Origin of the sequence: Acinetobacter guillouiae CIP 63.46, from assembly GCF_000368145.1 — a bacterium.
GTDB classification, from domain to species: domain Bacteria; phylum Pseudomonadota; class Gammaproteobacteria; order Pseudomonadales; family Moraxellaceae; genus Acinetobacter; species Acinetobacter guillouiae.
This window is the reverse complement of the sequence record NZ_KB849287.1, coordinates 395172-414220: the sequence shown is the minus strand read 5'-3', so window position 1 is coordinate 414220 and position 19049 is coordinate 395172. Positions and strand designations below refer to the sequence as shown.

Sequence of the window (19049 nt, the reverse complement as noted above, 5' to 3'; positions counted from 1 at the left end):
TGTTTGTTAAAGATTTGATGATGATTTTATGAATGGGATAAACACTTTTGTCTAAGAAGAAAGAACATCTGGAACCAGAACTCCCTGATTTAAAGTGGTGGGGAGAACAACTGTTTGAATTGAACCAATCCAAAGCATGGCAATTTGGTTCTATGATGATGCGCATTACTCGTGGTTTACAAGAATGGCGCTTGGAATATTATCGTCCAAAATTCCAATATGACTATGAACAGCAATGGCATAAAATTCATGATGTAAACTTTGGTTTTCCTGAACCTGTACATGTTGAACGCTATATGTTTCGAGAGACCCATAAAGCATTTCAACTCATGCCCCGTTTAGCCGATCGCTCTGTGGTGATTCGTCCTGTCGATCCAATTTATATTCCAGCAGGTCAACGCGGCACACTCTATATCAGTACACCACTGTGGATTTCAGGTTTTGTGCAAGCCCAAAAAGAACCCTTATTTGATATTCCTGTAATTTTACCTAAGGATACATGGTTTGGCCCTGATCACCGCACAGGCGAAATGTGTTATGCCACCTCAGTCGATGGTCGTACCGAATTAAATTTATTACGTCCACGTGCCTTTCGTGCAGTAACACCGATTGATTTCCACAATGTCAGTAGTCATCAGCTTCGATTTGACCGTATGAATGTGCCTGTTCCTGCGCTACCTTTATTTTATAGTGAAAGCACAGGACGTTTATGGACATCACAAATCAAGGTCGTGTATGAAGGCAATGACCGCCCTGCCCGTGTAAGAATTGAAAATCGTACACCACCTTTGGCCGGCGAAGTGATTTATGTACATCCGCCACGCTCACCAGGTGGCGCTTTGTTCAATATGTTTGATTCATTTTTCTAAGGGATGAGGTAAAAATGGCTGAATCCAATATTCCCAAAGACATTGCCAATAGCCTAAAAGGCATCTTTACCAATGTAAATGTCGACCGCTTAAGTGAAATTGCTGTTGCTCTGATCCTCTGCTTTGTGGGTTTTGTACTGGCACGCGTCATTTCCAATACCTTTATCCGCACCATAGGTGCGCGCTTTAATGCGCACCAACGTTTGGTTTGGCGTAGAGGTATTTTTTATTTTATTTTCTTACTGTTTGTGATTGCCAGCTTAAAAGAAGCAGGCTTTAAACTCAGCGTATTTTTAGGCGCAGCAGGGATTTTAACTGTTGCATTAGGCTTTGCCTCACAAACTTCAGCATCAAATTTAATCAGTGGCTTATTTTTAATTGGCGAAGGTTCATTCGAAGTTGGCGATACCATTCAAATCACTCTGATTCGTGGACATACCATTGAAGGTGAGGTGATTTCGATTGATTTACTTTCCGTGAAGCTTTTGACCATGGACAATGTCTATGTGCGCCTCCCCAATGAGCAATTGATTCGCGCCCCCGTACATAACCTATCAAAATTCCCGATACGGCGATTGTCGATTACGGTTGCAATTAACTTCAATGAAAATATCAATAAAGTCCGTGAAGTTTTAATTGATGTCGCCAACGATTACCCGTTGGTTTTAGCAGATCCTAAACCGCGTGTGACTGTTTCTGCCTTTGGAGAATCCTCCATTGAAATTTTATTTGCGCTGTGGTGTATGCAAGCAAACTATCTACAAGTCAAAGATGAGATTCATGAGTTAATCCGCAATCGTTTTGTGGAAAATCAGATTGAAATCCCTGTACCAAAAATTGGCTTTGTAGATCGTCCAAACCCAAATGAAGTTCTTCAAAATGAAGATATAGACGGTTATGCCAATAAACAGGATTTAAAATTAGAGCAACAACAAGATAAACAGCTTTAAGCAGACAACAGCGATAACCTAGAAAACAAAAGTCCCTCATTTATGATTGAGGGATTTTTGTTTTCAATTACAAAATATTCATCAAGTTTTAAACCATCAGCTGATAAATTAATCACTTCAAAACAACAAAATGGACAATTACAATGCAACTTAATCACTATTTAAACTTTGAAGGTCAGACGGAAGCTGCTTTTAATTTTTATAAATCTGTTTTTGGCGGTGAATTTTCATTTTTAAAACGTTATTCCGAACTGCCCGATGTCCAAGTGCCAGACCAAGAGAAAAACTATATTTTACATGTTTCTCTGCCGATTAATGAATTTACTGTATTGATGGGTTCAGACACCAGCGAGCAGTTCTGTGCACCTAATAGTGCGCCATTTAGCAAAGGCACCAACCATTATATTTCAATCAACTTAGAAGCTCACGAAGCGGATGAAGCTCAGCGATTATTTACAGCACTCTCTGCCAATGGTCATATTGAAATGGCACTAGAACCTACATTTTGGGGTGCTTTATATGGTGCTTTCACCGATCAGTTTGGTATTCGCTGGATGGTGAACTGCCAACTGAATGAAGGATAATGAACAGAATATTGCGATAGCCTATTGATTGACAATGATATAGGTTATATTGCTATTACGATAACAACGTCATTTATAACAATATGATCACTGGTCTTACCCATACCCTTCTGATTATTTTAATCACACTTGCGATTTCTTTTATTGCTTGGCAGCAACGCAATGTAATGAATCGTTTGATTTTCAATGTTTCAGCGATTAAGCATGGTCAATATGATCGCTTTTTAACCCATGGTTTTATCCATAAAGATGGTATGCATTTATTTTTCAATATGTTTACCTTGTACTTCTTTGGGCGAAATGTTGAATGGTTTTTCCGTGATTACTTAAGTGGTATGGGCTTTGTCTTATTTTATTGTAGCGCTATCATCATTGCTGCGATTCCCAGCTATTTGCATAATCGAACCCTAAATTCATACCGAAGTTTAGGGGCTTCGGGTGCCGTTAATGCAGTATTATTTAGTGCGATTCTGTTTAATCCTTGGGGCATGATTTATATCTATATTTTACCTGTGCCCGCGATTATTTTTGGCACGATTTATTTATGCTATAGCCTGTATGCAATCCGTTCAGGACATTCGCCATTAATCGACCACCGCGCGCATATTGCTGGTGCAATCTATGGTTTCTTATTTCCTTTACTGTTAGAACCATCATTAGCTACAGCATTTTTCTATAAATTTATTAATTCGCCATTATTCTAAATTTCATATGGATTCAGTGATATCTAAACTGCTCTGTAAGGAAGTAAGACCTCAATATTTGAAAATTGCGCAATGATCTTAAAAGCGTTCTATCTTGAGAGAATAAATACGACTAACTCAATCTCATCAATACTATAAAAGTTGAATCCTTAGACCCAACTTTTATATTCTTAACATTTGAAATTAATGTTGATCAAGTCGAAATGAGGTCATGGTTAATGAACCAGCAACGGCTTGATCATTAAAAATATGTAACTCATCTTTCTCTTCCTGTAAGCCTAAGGCATATAACATCGGATAATAGTGATCAGGTGTGGGGATCGACAATAAAAACTCAGCACCTTGCTTTTGCCAGTCAATTAAAGCTTGATGGTTATGCGTGGCTAAGAAATTTTTCATCTTTGCATCAGCTTCTAAAGCCCAATCATAACCATAATGATCATCAAATTTATCAAAGGCAATTTTGCTTAGGTTATGTACGAGATTACCACTGGCAACAATCAATACCCCTTTACGACGTAACTGCGCTAATTGTTTAGCCAAGTCATAATGATATTGGGCACCTTGACTATAGTCGACACTCAATTGAACAACAGGAATATTGGCTTGTGGGAATACATGACATAACACGCCCCATGTTCCGTGATCTAATCCCCAACTATGATCATGATGAATTTCTATACTGTGAATTGCTTCAGTTGTTGCCTCAACCAAAGCTTTATTTCCAGTAGCAGGATATTGCACATCAAACAAAGCTTGAGGAAAACGACCAAAATCATGAATGGTTTTCGGTTGTTGCATTGCAGTGACGGCAGTACCACCTTGGGTAAGCCAATGTGCGGAAATACATAAAATTGCTGTGGGCTGTACGTCCATTTCTGCACCAATGCTGTTCCAAGTACGGGTAAAATCATTGGTTTGAATCGCATTCATGGGTGAACCATGTCCCAAAAATAGTACAGGCATGACTTCAGTATTGGGTAAAGTTGCGTTCCAGCCTTTGAGTAGCGATAAGTCACCCATTGTTTGATTTAACATTTCATCCACCATGAATCATCTTTGTTTAATTATCTGCTGTTCATTGTTGTAGATATATAGACTTTTCCAGCCTACAACATTGCAAAAATGCAACGATGAAATTTTTATCAATAGTTTTAATCAGAGAAAGGTTTTACTAACAGATGATCTTATGTTGAATCAATATTGATTTGGGCACGATACAAATAAAGCCGAATACCAATTTATATCGTTCATATCATATTCATAATAAGCAATGGCTACACCAGCTTTAACTTGAGAACAATAAAAAGCCGAACTTTCGTTCGGCTTTCATTTCAAAATCAGTACTTAGAGCAATCAAGCACCTGTTTGATAATGTGCTTTTGGTACAGCTGTAGAGGCTTGGTAAGGATGAGTAAAATCACCTAAACCTGCTGCTGCCTCATGGATATCTTTACCTTCTTTCACAACAAAAGTATCGAAACCAGAACGCTTCATATAGTTCAAAACATCTTTAAACACATCGCCTGTTGCCCGAAGATCGCCTGTATAGCCTTGGCGACGTAACAACGCAGCAAATGAATAACCACGACCATCATTAAAACCTGCGAAATCAATAAAGATCGCATCTAACTGATCTAATGGAAACGCATTGGTTTCAGGTGAAGCATCTACGGTAAGAAATAGTGCTTTTTTCCCCGTCACATTCGCAAGCTGATCCAGCTGCTCAACGGTCAACAACACATCACCTTGTGGCAATACTCCATCTTCAGCAATGATTTTATAGGTATTGTCTGCAACAGTGCCATCTTTAGAGAGGACTTGAAGTGCGGTATTAAGCATATGCGCGCTCCTTAAAAGGTTGAATACCCACTCGGCGATAAGTTTCAATAAATTCTTCACCTTCGTTACGAAGATCAAGATAAGTATTTAAAATTTCATCAATAATGTCAGGTACAGATTCTGCTGCAAATGATGGTCCTAAAATATCACCAATTGAAGCGTCATGGTCTGCATTTCCACCCAAGGTAATTTGATAGAATTCAGCGCCTTTTTTATCCACACCTAAAATACCAATATTGCCGACATGGTGATGACCACAAGCATTCATACAACCTGAAATGTTCAAGTCGATATGGCCTAAGTTATAGACTGTATCTAAATCATCAAAACGGCGTGTAATGGCTTCAGAAATCGGAATAGATTTCGCATTTGCCAATGAACAGAAGTCACCACCTGGGCAGCAAATGATATCGGTAATAAAACCAATATGTGCCCGAGCAAGATTATTCTTTTCAAGCGTTTGCCACAATTCAAATAAATCTTTCTGTGGTACATCAACCAATGAAATATTTTGTTCGTGTGTGGTCCGTAATTCACCAAATGTATATTTGTCTGCAAGATCTGCAATCAAATTCATTTCTTCAACAGTCATATCACCTGGTGCAATACCCGCACGTTTTAGTGAAATAGTGACAATACGATAGCCTGCAACTTTATGTGCATTGGTATTGATATTGAACCACTGTTTAAACTTTGGATATTCAGCAAATAAGCCACTGAAATCTTCATCTGCATAATTTTGATAATCAAACGGCATAAACTCTTCGTCTAATTTTTGCAAAATTTCAGGTTGAACTTTCAAGGTTTTAATTGTTTCAGCAAATTCAGCTTCAACTTTTTCAGCAAAAACTTGTGGTGTTAATGCTTTAACCAAAATTTTAATACGAGCTTTATATTTATTGTCACGGCGACCATGCAAGTTATAAACACGCAGAACCGCTTCTAAATAAGCAATTAAATCTTCACGTGGCAACCACTCACGAATCATAGAACCAATGATAGGTGTACGGCCTAGACCACCACCCACTTTGATTTTATAACCCAACTCACCCGCTTCATTACGAGTTAAATACACCCCAATGTCATGGAATGAAGTTGCTGCACGATCAATTTCTTCAAGTGCGGAAACTGCAATTTTGAACTTACGCGGTAAAAATGCAAACTCAGGATGGAATGTAGACCACTGACGAATCAATTCACACGTCGGGCGTGGATCTGCAATTTCCCCAGCAACAACACCAGCGTATTGGTCTGTTGTGGTATTACGGATACAGTTTCCTGAAGTTTGGATCGCATGCATCTGAACAGAAGCTAAACCTTCAAGCATATCAGGCACATTTTCTAGCGCAGGCCAGTTAAACTGAATGTTCTGACGTGTCGAAACGTGTGCATAACCACGGTCATATTCTTTGGCAAGCTCTGAAACTTTACGTAATTGTTTAGAGTTCATTAAACCGTAAGGTACAGCAATACGTAGCATTGGCGCATAACGCTGTACGTATAAACCATTTTGTAATCGTAATGGACGATACTCATCTTCAGTGAGTTTTCCAGCTAAATAACGTTCCGTTTGATCACGGAATTGTGCAACACGTTCATTGATCAGTTGCTGATCGAAATCAGTATATAAATACATGGCGTACAGCTAGTAGTTTCATTATAACGATGCACAATATAACGAGTATTGATCTATCAAAGAAATGCTTTTTTTCCATATTTTATAGCGGTTTTATTGATAAGCATTGTGCAAAGATCGAATTGGCAATGCTTTACGGGCAAAGCATGCTTTTATTACGTTATGGATGTTTTTCTTCATTGCTTATCTTTATTTTAGATAATAAAAAGAGCATATCGAATATGCCCTCTCTTTGATCACAGCTGTCATCCCGATACTGAACTTATTCAACCCTGTAGCTTATTGATATGTACACAGGATTGATTAAGATCAATGCCCAAAGCTGAGTTTAGCGATCTTGAGTTAATCCTCTGCTTTCTGCTGCTCATCACTATTTTCTAATTTATCTTCGGCAATTTTTGCGGCTTCATAACCTGCAAATGCGCCAGCTGCTTTTTCTAGAAAGCCAGCATCAGGATCTAACGTATCGACACTTTGCTCAGCAATCACTGCACCTGCAATTTTACCTAACTCGTCTAATAAACCGCTCATTGATCACACTCCGCAGTGTTTTGTTTGAGTTTTTAGTCTATGTAAACTTGTTGAAAACATTGCGAAGTTTCTGTTGTTACACTAACTAGATTATGAGAGAGCAATGCAATGATTGATGTCAATTTTTTAAAATTAAGATCCGCTTAATCTTTTAAGGCTGCAATACAGCGCCCTTTTTAAGCAGATCAAGCGATGACAACTCAGATGGTCAAATAGGTATTCTCCCAAACACTTTGGTCAAGCTCTACATGAGAATCAGCATTCAAATCTACTTCAATCAATTGCACATAACGGCCATATACCTGATCTATCGCCAGACAATCATCTACCTCTAAAACTCGATCGGTATGTGGTTTTTGCCAATGCCCTGCAAAATGCTGTTTACCCTTGGCTTTCGCTTCAATCGCATCTTGAGCAACAATCAGGATATAGCGGTGTAACTCACCAAACTCATTTACATCATAGCCGCCTAAATTAATTAGCCAAAGCTTCTGATCTGATTCATTCGGTTGCGCATCAGTAAAATGTATTTGATATTTCTTATTTTCAAACACTAAAGCCTGTAATTTTTGCCATGCGTCGATGTGTAAGCCCTGTTGCTCACCAAACCACGCATTTTTTAATTGAGGATAAACCTCTTCAAGTGAATCGCCTACGGCAAGAACCACATCATGAACTTCAACATTGGCACGTGCATGACGGCCACCCAACATAACGATAAATAAACTAGACATATTCAGTCACTAAGTTAATGTTTGAACAAGTTTTAATAATAAAATCCCACCCACAGATAATACGGCATTGTTCAAAAAATGAATGAGTAATACATGCCAAATATTGCGTGTCCACAAATAGATCAGATTTAAAAATAAACCTGCACTCATAAAGCTGATTGTCGCGATTAAATTTCCGTCAAAATTATGATAATGGATCAAACCAAATAATATAGAGTTCAATATAATCAGTACAATGCGCCATAACCACGGTTGGATAAATAACTTTTGCAATAAAGTATAGCGAAACACAATATCTTCTAAAAGCGCAGTAAATAGTGGACCCGAGCTAATGATCAACAGACTGAGAAAAGGAATATGTTCAGGATCAATCAGGCTTTTTTCTTGTGTACTCGGCCCGAGGGGTAAAAGCTGACGTGTCAGTGAGATCACCACTTGTAGCACGATTGCACCAACCACCACTAAGACACTTGAGCGCCAAAAGGCCTGTTTATACTTTTGCCAATGCGTAAGCAACATTTCCTTATATAAGTAGCACACTAAAATAAACAGCACGCCTCTTAAAATGGTATCGCCCAGACTAACAGCTATCGAGATTCCAAATATTTTTTCTAAAATAAAGCCATTTAAAATAATTAAAGGGATGATACAAATCGCAAATGTGTCTTTCCATCCCCAGGCAATTTTTTCAGGAAAAGGTTCAGCTCGAACCCGTTGTAAAAAACGCATATAAAAAATTAACCGATTATTTTTGGTAAATTCTGGGTAATTTAGCTCATGATTTCCATGTGCTTTTTGTAGAGTTTCCCCATGATCCTGTCTAGTCCAGAAATAAAAAAGCCTCTATAAAAGAGGCTTTTAAATTGATCGAGTGAAATGAATTACATCTCGACCATTTCAACACCATCAATACGTGCAACAGTCATTAAGTCTTTGTCACCACGACCCGATACCGTCGCAATAATAATTTGATCCTTCGACATTGTTGGCGCGAGTTTAGTCACATAAGCCATTGCATGTGAACTTTCCAATGCAGGAATAATCCCTTCAATATGAGTCAAATCACGGAAGCCTTGAAGTGCTTCTGTATCATTAATTGGCACATAATTCACACGATGCATGTCTTTTAAGAAACTATGTTCAGGACCTACACCAGGATAATCCAAACCTGCAGAGATTGAATGTGTTTCAATAATCTGACCTTGCTCATCTGACATTAAATAAGTACGGTTACCATGTAAAACGCCAACATGGCCTGCATTTAATGGCGCAGAATGTTTCCCTGTTTCAATGCCTAAACCTGCGGCTTCAACACCGTACATTTTAACATCTTGATCATTTAAGAATGGATAGAACAAGCCCATTGCATTTGAACCACCGCCGACACATGCAACCAAAGCATCTGGTAAACGACCTGCTTGCTCTTGAATTTGTTTACGTGCTTCACGTCCAATAATCGACTGGAAATCACGTACCAATTGCGGATATGGATGTGGACCTGCAACCGTACCAATCACGTAGTAAGTCGAATCTACATTGGTTACCCAGTCACGCATCGCTTCGTTCATGGCATCTTTTAATGTTTTAGAACCACTTTCTACAGGAACAACTGTTGCACCAAGCAAACGCATACGGTAGACATTCATGGCCTGACGTTTTACGTCTTCTGCGCCCATGAATACCACACATTCAAGACCTAAACGTGCGGCAATTGTTGCAGTCGCCACACCATGTTGACCTGCACCCGTTTCCGCAATAATACGTTTTTTGCCAGAAAGCTTCGCAAGTAGCGCCTGACCAATGGTGTTATTGACCTTATGTGAGCCTGTATGGTTTAAGTCTTCACGTTTAAGATAAATTTGCGCACCACCCAACTCTTTCGACCATCGCTCAGCATAGTAAAGCGGACTAGGACGTCCGACATAATAAGCGAGATCACGGTCGAATTCTGCCAGAAACTGCGCATCATCTTTCATACGGAAATAGAGTTTCTCTAAATCCTCTAAAGCTGCCATTAAAGTTTCTGACACAAAACGTCCGCCATGGATACCGAAATGCCCGTTTTGATCTGGGAATTGGGTATAGTCAATCACACTATTTTGTTGATTACTTTGCTGATCCACGTTGGACTCCTTGCATAAATCGTTCTACGAGTTGTTGGTCTTTGATACCTTTTGCGGATTCTACGCCTCCGCTGACATCGACTGCATACGCTTGAGTCGTTTGTATAGCGTCTTCAATATTTTCAGGTTTTAAACCACCTGCCAAAATTAAAGCAATATCGAGTTTAGGGAATTGAGACCAGTCAAAACTGTGTCCAGTCCCTCCTTTCAGTTCAGGATGCCATGCGTCTAAAAGCATAGCACTCGCACCAGCCTGTTGGTATTGCTGAATTGTCGTAATAATATCTGAATTTTTTGCATCAGGTTTAATCTGAATCGCTTTGTACCAACGGCGCTTATTATACTGTGCGATCTGCTGACATTGTTGTGCAGTTTCATCACCATGAAACTGAATAATATCCAAAGGTACTTGTTCTAATACTTGTGCAATGTCTTGTGCGCTGGCATTGACAAATAATCCAACAATGTTGATATACGGTGGAATAAGTTGTGCCAATTGCTGAGCCAATTCAATCGTGACATAACGTGGACTAGGTTCATAAAACACAAAACCAATCGCATCCACACCTGCTTGTACAGCAGCTTGGATATCCTGTGGTCGTGTAATCCCACAAATTTTGGCACGGGTACGCATAGCTTTGAACTCGAATTTGTTCAGATCAAACTGATTTTTTCAGTATTTTAAGCAAATCATTGTAAAGCAAATTTATTCACTTGCGTTAAAGTTCTATAGGATTATCTGTTTTACATTGTTTATACACTAAACAAACTTTATACTGCACACAAATGCAACAAGTCTAGCTTAAGGCTTTGGGAAGTTGGTGGAAATCCAACACTGCCCCCGCAACGGTAAAATGAAAATATTATTCTTTAATAAGTCAAAAGACTTACACCACTGCAATGTTTTGTGGGAAGGTGGAATAATCTGAATCGCTTTAGGTTCTATATTTAAGTCCGGATACCAGCTTGTTGTGCCCTTAAACTCAATCATTCACGGGGAGTGAATGTATGGAGCATATCATGTCTGTTATTTTTAAACCTACTGCACTTGTAGGTGCTGTCGCTATTGCGATGGGGTTATCTTCTACTGCTTTTGCAGAAAATCAAAATCTGACTTCTGATTCGACAGCATCATTGTCACCAATTGTTGTGACTGCCACTCGTTCAGAAGAAAACCTTAAGAATGTCCCAGTTCGACTCACAGTTATTGAACAAAAGACAATTGAACAAAATCCTTTACTCAATGTCTCTGATATTATCCAACGTGATCCCTCTGTTTACATTAAACAAAGTGGTGGTATTGGGCAAGTTTCAGAAATTGCACTTCGTGGTACGAAAGCTGTACATACGTTAGTTTTAAAAGATGGTGCTCGTTTAAATAGCCAAAATGAATTAGGCCCTCTATATCCTGCTTTCTTAGATACAACAGACGTTCAACAAATTGAAATTTTGAAAGGTCCTGCATCTGTTCAGTATGGTAGTGATGCTATTGGCGGCGTTGTTCAACTTATTTCAAAAAAACCTGTAAAATCTGGTGCGGAAGTGACCGGTATTTATGGTGAAAACAATACTTATAAAGCAATTGCCAAAGCAAATTTAGTGACGGATCAGGGCTTCTATGCACAGGTCGGTGGTCAGCGTTTAGAAAGCGATGGCACACGTATCTTTGAAAGCCAACCTAAAAATGAAAAAGCAAGCTATGACCAAAAAGGCTACAATGCCAAATTTGGTTATTCGCAAGAAAACCTAGTTGATGCATATGCTTCGATTAGCGAAAATAAAGGCACAAATGTTTTTAGTAATGACTATATTGTCAATACTGCACCACGCGAATTTGAAAACCGTGTGATCAATGCCAAAGTTGCATATAATATTTTGCCTGATTTAATTTTGAATGCGCAGTATGCAAATGTTCAAGATAAACAGAATGTTCCTGCTTATGCCTCTCACTACAATACTGAAAACAACCAAGGTGATTTAAACTTAAAATGGAAATTCACACCAAATCAAAATGTCTTGGTTGGTGCAACATATAATGATGCGAATTATAAAAGTAATACCATCTTGAAAAATGATCAAAGTGTGAATAGCACAGGTTATTATTTACAACACCAATTCAAAAATGAGTTGTTTGATACCCAAGCTGGTATTCGTGTAGAAGATAATGAGCGTTTTGGTACTCACACCGTAGGACAAGGTGCAGTACGTTATCATTTCTTACCTAATGCAAGTGTATATGCCAATATCGGAAGTGCTTTCCGTGCACCGACCTTAAATGAGCTATATTCACAATGGGGTGGTAATGAAAAATTAGAGCCTGAAGAGAGTACCTCTTATGAAATTGGCTTTGACTACGATTTAACCTCAAATATTAGTACAAATCTTTCTGCATACCATACCAAAATCAAAAACTTGATTATTTACAATTACCCTGCTGGTAATGAAAATGTTGATAAAGCTAAATTTACTGGTGGTGAAGCAGAAGTTAAATGGCATCAAGATGATTTGTTCCTCTCTACCGCATATGCTTATGTGAAGACAGAGAATGACAAAGATGGTAATGAAATTGCCTATCGCCCTCGCCAAACGCTTACTTTAACCACAGGTTTAGAAAATTCAACTTATGGTATCAGTGCTTCATTAATTGCACGAGCTAAAGCATATGCAGATGCTGCGAATAAAACTCGCGTTCCAGGTTATGCAACTGTGGACTTAAATGCTTATTGGAATGCAACGCCAAATGTTAAAGTCTTTACCAACATTCAAAATGTAGGTGATGTTGAGTATCGTGAAGTATTCAATAATTATCCAGCACAAGATTGGTATATCAACAGTGGCCGCCAAGCTTCAGTTGGGGTAACTTTCCGCTACTAAAAGCGACACCCAAAAAAAATATCTAAAACAGCGCAGTTTATGGATAATGTTTTGACCGACATTATCCTTTTTTATTCTTTATCTTTTCATTTTCATCTAGGACAAAATTATGGGACATCGTTTAAGTAAAATTTATACCCGTACAGGCGATTCAGGCACCACAGGATTAGGAGATGGTTCTCGCGTAGCGAAAGATGACTTACGTATTACAGCCCTCGGTGATGTAGACGAACTAAATTCTATTGTTGGTGTATTACGTTCACAAATTTCAATGAGTAGCATCGTCGATAAAGCCGATTGGGATAAATCACTGAGCTTGATTCAACACTGGCTATTTGATTTGGGTGGTGAAGTCTGTATTCCTAACTACAACTTGCTTCAACCTGTTTGTGTTGAATTTCTTGAAAAGGAAATCGACAAAATGAATGAAGACTTACCAATGCTTAAGGACTTTATTCTACCTTCAGGAACATTAGCATGTAGTTATGCACATCAAGCACGTGCTGTATGTCGTCGAGCAGAACGTAGCTTAATGACTGTACACAGTCGTGATCAAAATATTCAAGCAACTGCTCTACAATTAATTAACAGATTATCCGACTGGTTTTTTGTTGCTTCACGCACCTTACAACGCGCAGAAGGCGGTAGTGAAGTACTTTGGCAAAAGAACATCAATGACACGATTTAACGATAAATCACTGTCTAAAAGTAAATTTTTAACAGTATGATAAAGTCAAGTTATTGCTAAAAGTAAGACTTAAACGATTACTAGACAGATGAAAATGGGTATGTGAGTTCATTATGAGAATTATCGGACATCGTGGCGCGCGTGGTGAAGCACCTGAAAATACCCTAGCTGGATTTCAATATATTCACGATTTAGGTATCCGCGCAGTTGAATTTGATGTTCGACAATTAAAAGATGATGAACTCATTATCATGCATGATGATAATTTTTTAAGAACAACTGGAATAGATCAAGTACTGTATGATTTAAACAGCGCTGAATTAGCGGCCTATAACCAAGCCAATATCTGGATGGATTGGGAAAAACAAATTACCCCAACCTTAAACCAAAGCCTAAAGATTATGCAGGACTTTGAGCATATTGAAGTTGAAGTGAAAGCTGTAGAAACATTGCAACACGCTGAACAACTCATCATCGAATTACAAAAACAACTGCGAGGTTTTGAAAATGTCGCAGTGATTACCAGTTTTGATTTAAAAATACATCAAGCCTTACAACAGCAAAACTCAAGTTTTAAACGTGGTCTACTGATTGAAGATGACATCCAACAACGTGCGATCGAACAAGCATTACAACTGGGATGCTGCCAGATTGGATGGATGAATCAATTGGCAACAGATGAGCTCATTCAAGCAACTCAGCGTGCAGGTTTGGGCATCAGTGTTTGGACCGTCAATGATATTGAGCGCGCTAAGCATTTAAGAGATTTGGGGATCAATGGATTAATTACTGATTTCCCAAAAATGATGCAGCTTGCCTTAGCGCAAATTCAATAACTCAAATCCATTTAATAACACAATAAAGTAGAATTTTATTTTGAACTTTTGAGGGTTCCAAAATTAAAATTTAACTTGAGAATCAATTGTCTAACCCCCTAAAAATCAAATTGGATAAGACAGAAAAATTCTTACACTATTGTGACATTTAAATACGACGTTTTAACCATTCATTTTTTTCGATCAAACCGCTAGAATTCATGTTTTATTCTGTTACTGTTTTATACAATACAGATGTACACTAATACTAGTGAACACATGTTCGCCCATGATAATATCTGTGAAAGTATAGCCTAGAAAAATGCTGAAGCTATGCGTTTAACTTTACCTGATTAAGGTTCTTAGGAGTGCTGTTGGAGATGAATGCTCCCCTACCCAAAGCCCCAATAAATTGGATCGGTGTTTTTGCCTTGGTGTTTTTACCCCTTGTGGCAGTAATTGCGATCCCTTTATATGCCTACCACCATGATTTTAGTGCGGCAGCTTGGATTAGTTTATTCGTTTTACTCGGTCTCAGTAGTTTAGGTATTACTGCAGGTTATCATCGCTTGTGGGCACATCGTGCATACGAAGCGACTTTACCACTTAAAATCATTTTGATGATCATGGGAACTTTTGCTGTTCAAAACAGTATTTTGTTCTGGGCTTCTGGTCACCGTACACATCACCGCCATGTGGATGATGTGGATCAAGATCCGTATTCGATTAACAATGGTTTTTGGTACGCTCATATTGGCTGGATGTTACGTAATTATCCTGCTGCTGAATCAAATTATAAAAATGCACCTGATTTGTTGAATGACAAAGTGGTTATGTTCCAAGACAAGTATTATGTTCCACTTGTGATTGCTGTACATGCTGCGATTTTAGTTCCACTGGGTTGGGCTGTAGGTGACATGTGGGGCGTATTACTCTTAGGTGGTTTGCTCCGCTTAATCATTAGCCACCATGTAACTTTCTTTATTAACTCACTCTGCCATATGTGGGGCAAACGTCCTTATACTGACGAAAATACTGCACGTGATAACTTTGTTCTTGCCATTGCAACATGGGGCGAGGGTTATCATAACTATCACCATATTTTCCAATACGATTATCGTAATGGTGTGAAATGGTGGCAATATGATCCAACAAAATGGTTGATTTGGTCATGCTCTAAAATCGGTTTAGCCAAAAATCTACGTCGTATCCCAAGCTTTAATATCAAAAAAGCGGAATTGGCGATGAGATTTAAATATGCTGAACAGGATTTAGCGATTTATGGTCATAACGTCAATGCAGACATCATCGCGATGAAACAAAAAGTATCGCAAGAATATGAAGCATTCACCAATACGTTAAATGATTGGGCTGCGTTAAAAGAACAAGAGCTACAAGCGAAAAAAGCATCTGTTGCTGAAAAAATCCACCAGATGGATGTCAAACTCAAAGTTGATTTCCAATTGGTCGAACAGAAACTTGCTTTCCATCGTGAACGTTTAGAAACACTGATGCGTGGAATCAAAAAGAACGTTGTTTCTTAAATTCTCAATACACATCAAAAGCAAAGCTCCGAAAGGGGCTTTTCTTTTATCCATTTTTTACAGAAATTCATACTGAGAATATTGAGAGAAAATAATATGCAAATTAATAACATCCCCTTTGGCATTACCAACTGGGCAGAAGTTCCAACAACGCGCCATGAGGGTGAGCAAGGCTTTGCACTTTGGCGCACACAGCAATTTGACAATATTCGAGTGCGAATGGTCGAATATTCTGTCGATTATTTGGCTGACCACTGGTGTTTAAAAGGTCATATCCTGTTTTGCTTGGAAGGTGAGTTGCACACTGAACTTGATGATGGACGTACCTTTACCTTAAAAGCAGGGATGAGCTATCAAGTTGCAGACCAAGCTGAAGCGCATCGTTCTTCTACCGCATTTGGTGCAAAGCTATTTATTGTCGACTAAAACAGTCGACATTATCTCAATAGCTTAAAACTTTGCTATATTGAGAGGGACAAGTAAAACCATTGTGACCGATCGCTATGCAATTTGCCCCACGTTATCCATCTCTCGATTCAAAGCTCTACCATGAGCAAATGCCTAGTCCACTGAAAGGTGCAAAGGCTGGGCATTTTAATGCTGCGCTTGCGGATGAATTACAATGGTCTGAAGATGAAAAAGCCCAATGGGTCGAAATTTGTAGCGGACAAAAAACCTTTGCTGAATTTCATCCCCTTGCCATGGTTTATGCAGGGCATCAATTTGGACAATGGGCAGGTCAATTGGGGGATGGGCGTGGCCTATTGATAGCGCAAATTTTAAATCGACAAGGTCAAACCATTGACCTACATTTAAAAGGTGCAGGCTCAACCCCCTACTCTCGTATGGGAGACGGACGTGCTGTATTACGTTCTGTGATTCGTGAATATCTAGCGGGTCATGCACTCAATGCACTGGGGGTTCCTTCAAGCAATTCCGTAGGCTTTACTTCTTCAACCCAAGGCGTACAACGAGAAAAACTTGAACTTGGTGCAATGATGTTACGCACTTCGGATTGCCACATCCGTTTAGGGCATTTTGAATGGATCAATCAATATCAGCCTGAATTACTCACTGAATTTACCCAAAAATGTATTGAATGGCACTATCCACAATGTTTGAATACTGAACAGCAAAAGTTTGAAGACACTGTTCTAGCATTTGCAACGCAAGTGATTCAAAACACCGCTGTCATGATCGCAAAATGGCAATTGGTGGGTTTTGCACATGGGGTTATGAATACAGATAATCTCAATATTACAGGTTCTACCCTCGATTTTGGCCCTTATGGTTTTATGGAGCGTTTCCGTCCCAATTGGATCAACAATCATAGTGATTACAATGGTCGTTATACCTACCAAAACCAACCAAGTATTGCACATTGGAACTTATGGAATTGGTTAAACAATTTAATTCCACTGGCACAAGCAGAAAATAAAGAACAATTTAAGCAAGACCTCGTCGAATGTTTAGAGCATTTTGAACCGACCTTTCTAGAACATTATACCCATGGGCTATGCCAAAAACTTGGACTACCTGCCTTCCACAAAGATAGTTTTGATTGTGGTATGGCATTTTTAAGAATTCTACAAAGTGAGCAACTCGACTATACCGACAGTTTTCTTCGCTTACAGAATAAAGAATACGAAGCCATTAAAGATGATTGCCTAGATCGCTTTCAATTTGAAAACTTCTTGACGCAATATCACAGTATTCGTGAGCAGCAAGATATTGATGTACTTGATGCGGAAATGAAAAAGGCCAATCCAGTCTATATTTTAAGAAATCATATGCTACAAACAGCCATTGAACAGGCTGAACGTGATGATTTTTCTGAGGTTGATCGTCTATTTAAATTGCTTAGTCAACCGTTTACCAAACAAACGGATTTAGAAACAGCCAAAGATTTAGCGCCTTTACCGAGCGACGTTCCAGAAGTGATAGTGAGTTGTTCTTCTTGATCAAATAAATTGCCGAATCACTTTCTTTGATCTGCCCCATCATAGTTACCCACAATTTCTGTGGATAAACTTGTGTTTATCCACAGGATAAATCCACAATCACAAATTAACTACAGCTTTTGTCTTTAGAATGAATAAAATTTAGGCAATACAGGGTTTTACAACATTAGTATTCTAAAATGAATAAAAAATACCTCATTCCATGCTTGATTCTTTTGGCTATAGCTATAGCAAGTGTCTGGACTTATCAAAAATATAATCAATTTATTCCAACCGCAAATGCTGCCATACATGTGCAGAATTTATCTGAGCAAGAGATTCAACGTCTTCGTCAAAACACGCCAATCACCGAAGTTAAAGTTTATAAATCGGATCGTATTGTTAAACTCATGCATCATGATCAAGACATACGAACATATCCAATGCGCTTAGGCTTTGATCCTATTGGACATAAAGTTAAAGAAGGTGATGGAAAAACCCCTGAAGGTCGTTATATTCTAGATTGGCGTAATCCCAATAGTGCATTTTATAAATCGCTGCATGTGTCCTATCCAAACCAACAGGATAAATCTAAAGCCAACCAATTTGGCGTTTCTCCTGGTGGTGACATTATGATTCATGGTTCAGCAACACGCTCACAAGTGGAAAAACTCCCCAGTTTAATGACCTACTTACCTAGAAATGACTGGACATGGGGGTGTATTGCCGTTAGAAATATAGATATGGATGAAATTTGGAAACTGGTCGATGATGGAACAGTGATTAGCATTTATTCATAAATAATATTTTAAAAAGAGACAGTGATGACTGGTGAAGAAATCCGAACTTTAGCATTTAAGATTGCGTCACATTTGCCTAAATCCGAACTTGACTATCCTTTTGGTGAGGATGTTCCTGTTTTTAAAGTGATGGGAAAAATGTTTATGTTAGGCTCTGAACTGCATGGCAAAAAACTGATTAATTTAAAAGTTGAACCTGATCATGGCGAAATGTTGAGAGATCTCTACCCCTCGATTCAGGTGGGCTACCATATGAATAAACGTCATTGGATTTCAGTCTATGAAGGCGAACAGATCAGTGCTGATCTGATTCAAGACTTGGTTGAAGGCTCTTATGAGCTTGTGAGCAAGAGCCTGACCAAAGCCCAAAAGCAGGTATTGGCGGTTTATCAACACATTAAATAATTAGCGGGCT

20 protein-coding genes and 1 riboswitch are annotated in these 19049 nt (G+C 38.7%); of the genes, 12 read left to right on the top strand and 8 right to left on the bottom strand.

What is annotated here, in order from left to right:
- Positions 1-47 precede the first annotated feature (47 nt).
- From F981_RS22185 to F981_RS22170, 4 genes are all read left to right on the top strand, one after another.
- The gene (locus F981_RS22185) at positions 48-869 is read left to right on the top strand and encodes a hypothetical protein (protein ID WP_004725984.1); all 822 of its coding nucleotides are present in this window, start codon (positions 48-50) and stop codon (positions 867-869) included.
- Between the two features lie 14 nt (positions 870-883).
- Positions 884-1819: a mechanosensitive ion channel family protein gene (locus F981_RS22180; protein ID WP_004725982.1), complete on the top strand. Its 936-nt coding sequence runs from the start codon at positions 884-886 to the stop codon at positions 1817-1819.
- Positions 1820-1962: 143 nt separating this feature from the next.
- Positions 1963-2403: a VOC family protein gene (locus F981_RS22175; protein WP_004725980.1), complete on the top strand. Its 441-nt coding sequence runs from the start codon at positions 1963-1965 to the stop codon at positions 2401-2403.
- 83 nt (positions 2404-2486) lie between these two features.
- The gene (locus tag F981_RS22170; protein WP_004725978.1) at positions 2487-3107 is read left to right on the top strand and encodes a rhomboid family intramembrane serine protease; all 621 of its coding nucleotides are present in this window, start codon (positions 2487-2489) and stop codon (positions 3105-3107) included.
- Between the two features lie 183 nt (positions 3108-3290).
- On the opposite strand, the gene ygiD is transcribed toward F981_RS22170, so the two are convergent.
- The 8 genes from ygiD to F981_RS22130 all read right to left on the bottom strand — a co-directional run bounded on the left by ygiD (position 3291) and on the right by F981_RS22130 (position 10607).
- On the bottom strand, positions 3291-4157 hold the full coding sequence (ygiD, locus tag F981_RS22165) for a 4,5-DOPA-extradiol-dioxygenase (protein WP_035371919.1): 867 nt from the start codon (positions 4155-4157) through the stop codon (positions 3291-3293).
- 306 nt (positions 4158-4463) lie between these two features.
- Positions 4464-4949, bottom strand: a complete 486-nt coding sequence (locus F981_RS22160) for a DUF934 domain-containing protein (RefSeq protein WP_004725974.1) — start codon at positions 4947-4949, stop codon at positions 4464-4466.
- Positions 4942-6585 (bottom strand): nitrite/sulfite reductase, encoded by a 1644-nt coding sequence (locus F981_RS22155; protein ID WP_004725972.1) that lies wholly within the window; start codon positions 6583-6585, stop codon positions 4942-4944. The genes F981_RS22160 and F981_RS22155 overlap by 8 nt, the downstream gene beginning before the upstream one ends.
- Before the next feature lie 342 nt (positions 6586-6927).
- Positions 6928-7116 (bottom strand): hypothetical protein, encoded by a 189-nt coding sequence (locus tag F981_RS22150; RefSeq protein ID WP_004725970.1) that lies wholly within the window; start codon positions 7114-7116, stop codon positions 6928-6930.
- Positions 7117-7316: 200 nt separating this feature from the next.
- On the bottom strand, positions 7317-7850 hold the full coding sequence (locus F981_RS22145) for a DUF1543 domain-containing protein (protein ID WP_004725968.1): 534 nt from the start codon (positions 7848-7850) through the stop codon (positions 7317-7319).
- Positions 7851-7859: 9 nt separating this feature from the next.
- Positions 7860-8579: a CPBP family intramembrane glutamic endopeptidase gene (locus tag F981_RS22140; RefSeq protein ID WP_004725966.1), complete on the bottom strand. Its 720-nt coding sequence runs from the start codon at positions 8577-8579 to the stop codon at positions 7860-7862.
- Positions 8580-8731: 152 nt separating this feature from the next.
- Entirely contained in the window at positions 8732-9973 is a 1242-nt protein-coding gene (gene trpB / locus F981_RS22135; protein WP_004725964.1) for a tryptophan synthase subunit beta, read from the bottom strand.
- The gene (locus F981_RS22130; protein ID WP_004725962.1) at positions 9957-10607 is read right to left on the bottom strand and encodes a phosphoribosylanthranilate isomerase; all 651 of its coding nucleotides are present in this window, start codon (positions 10605-10607) and stop codon (positions 9957-9959) included. Before F981_RS22130 ends, trpB begins: the two co-directional genes overlap by 17 nt.
- 142 nt (positions 10608-10749) lie before the next feature.
- Positions 10750-10957: riboswitch (cobalamin riboswitch) on the top strand.
- Between the two features lie 24 nt (positions 10958-10981).
- Between F981_RS22130 and F981_RS22125 the strand changes: the two genes are divergently transcribed.
- From F981_RS22125 to F981_RS22090, 8 genes are all read left to right on the top strand, one after another.
- On the top strand, positions 10982-12847 hold the full coding sequence (locus F981_RS22125) for a TonB-dependent receptor plug domain-containing protein (protein ID WP_004725960.1): 1866 nt from the start codon (positions 10982-10984) through the stop codon (positions 12845-12847).
- 109 nt (positions 12848-12956) lie between these two features.
- Positions 12957-13535: a cob(I)yrinic acid a,c-diamide adenosyltransferase gene (locus F981_RS22120; RefSeq protein ID WP_004725958.1), complete on the top strand. Its 579-nt coding sequence runs from the start codon at positions 12957-12959 to the stop codon at positions 13533-13535.
- Between the two features lie 113 nt (positions 13536-13648).
- Positions 13649-14371, top strand: coding sequence for a glycerophosphodiester phosphodiesterase (locus F981_RS22115; protein ID WP_004725956.1), 723 nt, complete (start codon positions 13649-13651; stop codon positions 14369-14371).
- A gap of 359 nt (positions 14372-14730) precedes the next feature.
- The gene (locus tag F981_RS22110; RefSeq protein WP_004725954.1) at positions 14731-15894 is read left to right on the top strand and encodes an acyl-CoA desaturase; all 1164 of its coding nucleotides are present in this window, start codon (positions 14731-14733) and stop codon (positions 15892-15894) included.
- Between the two features lie 96 nt (positions 15895-15990).
- On the top strand, positions 15991-16320 hold the full coding sequence (locus F981_RS22105; protein ID WP_004725953.1) for a DHCW motif cupin fold protein: 330 nt from the start codon (positions 15991-15993) through the stop codon (positions 16318-16320).
- 77 nt (positions 16321-16397) lie between these two features.
- Complete coding sequence (locus F981_RS22100; protein ID WP_004725951.1) at positions 16398-17855, top strand: protein adenylyltransferase SelO; 1458 nt, start codon at positions 16398-16400, stop codon at positions 17853-17855.
- A 179-nt stretch (positions 17856-18034) separates the two neighbouring features.
- A complete protein-coding gene (locus tag F981_RS22095) occupies positions 18035-18634 on the top strand; it encodes a L,D-transpeptidase family protein (RefSeq protein ID WP_004725948.1) in 600 nt (199 codons plus the stop codon).
- Positions 18635-18658: 24 nt separating this feature from the next.
- The gene (locus tag F981_RS22090) at positions 18659-19039 is read left to right on the top strand and encodes an MmcQ/YjbR family DNA-binding protein (RefSeq protein WP_004725945.1); all 381 of its coding nucleotides are present in this window, start codon (positions 18659-18661) and stop codon (positions 19037-19039) included.
- The last annotated feature ends 10 nt before the right edge of the window (positions 19040-19049 follow it).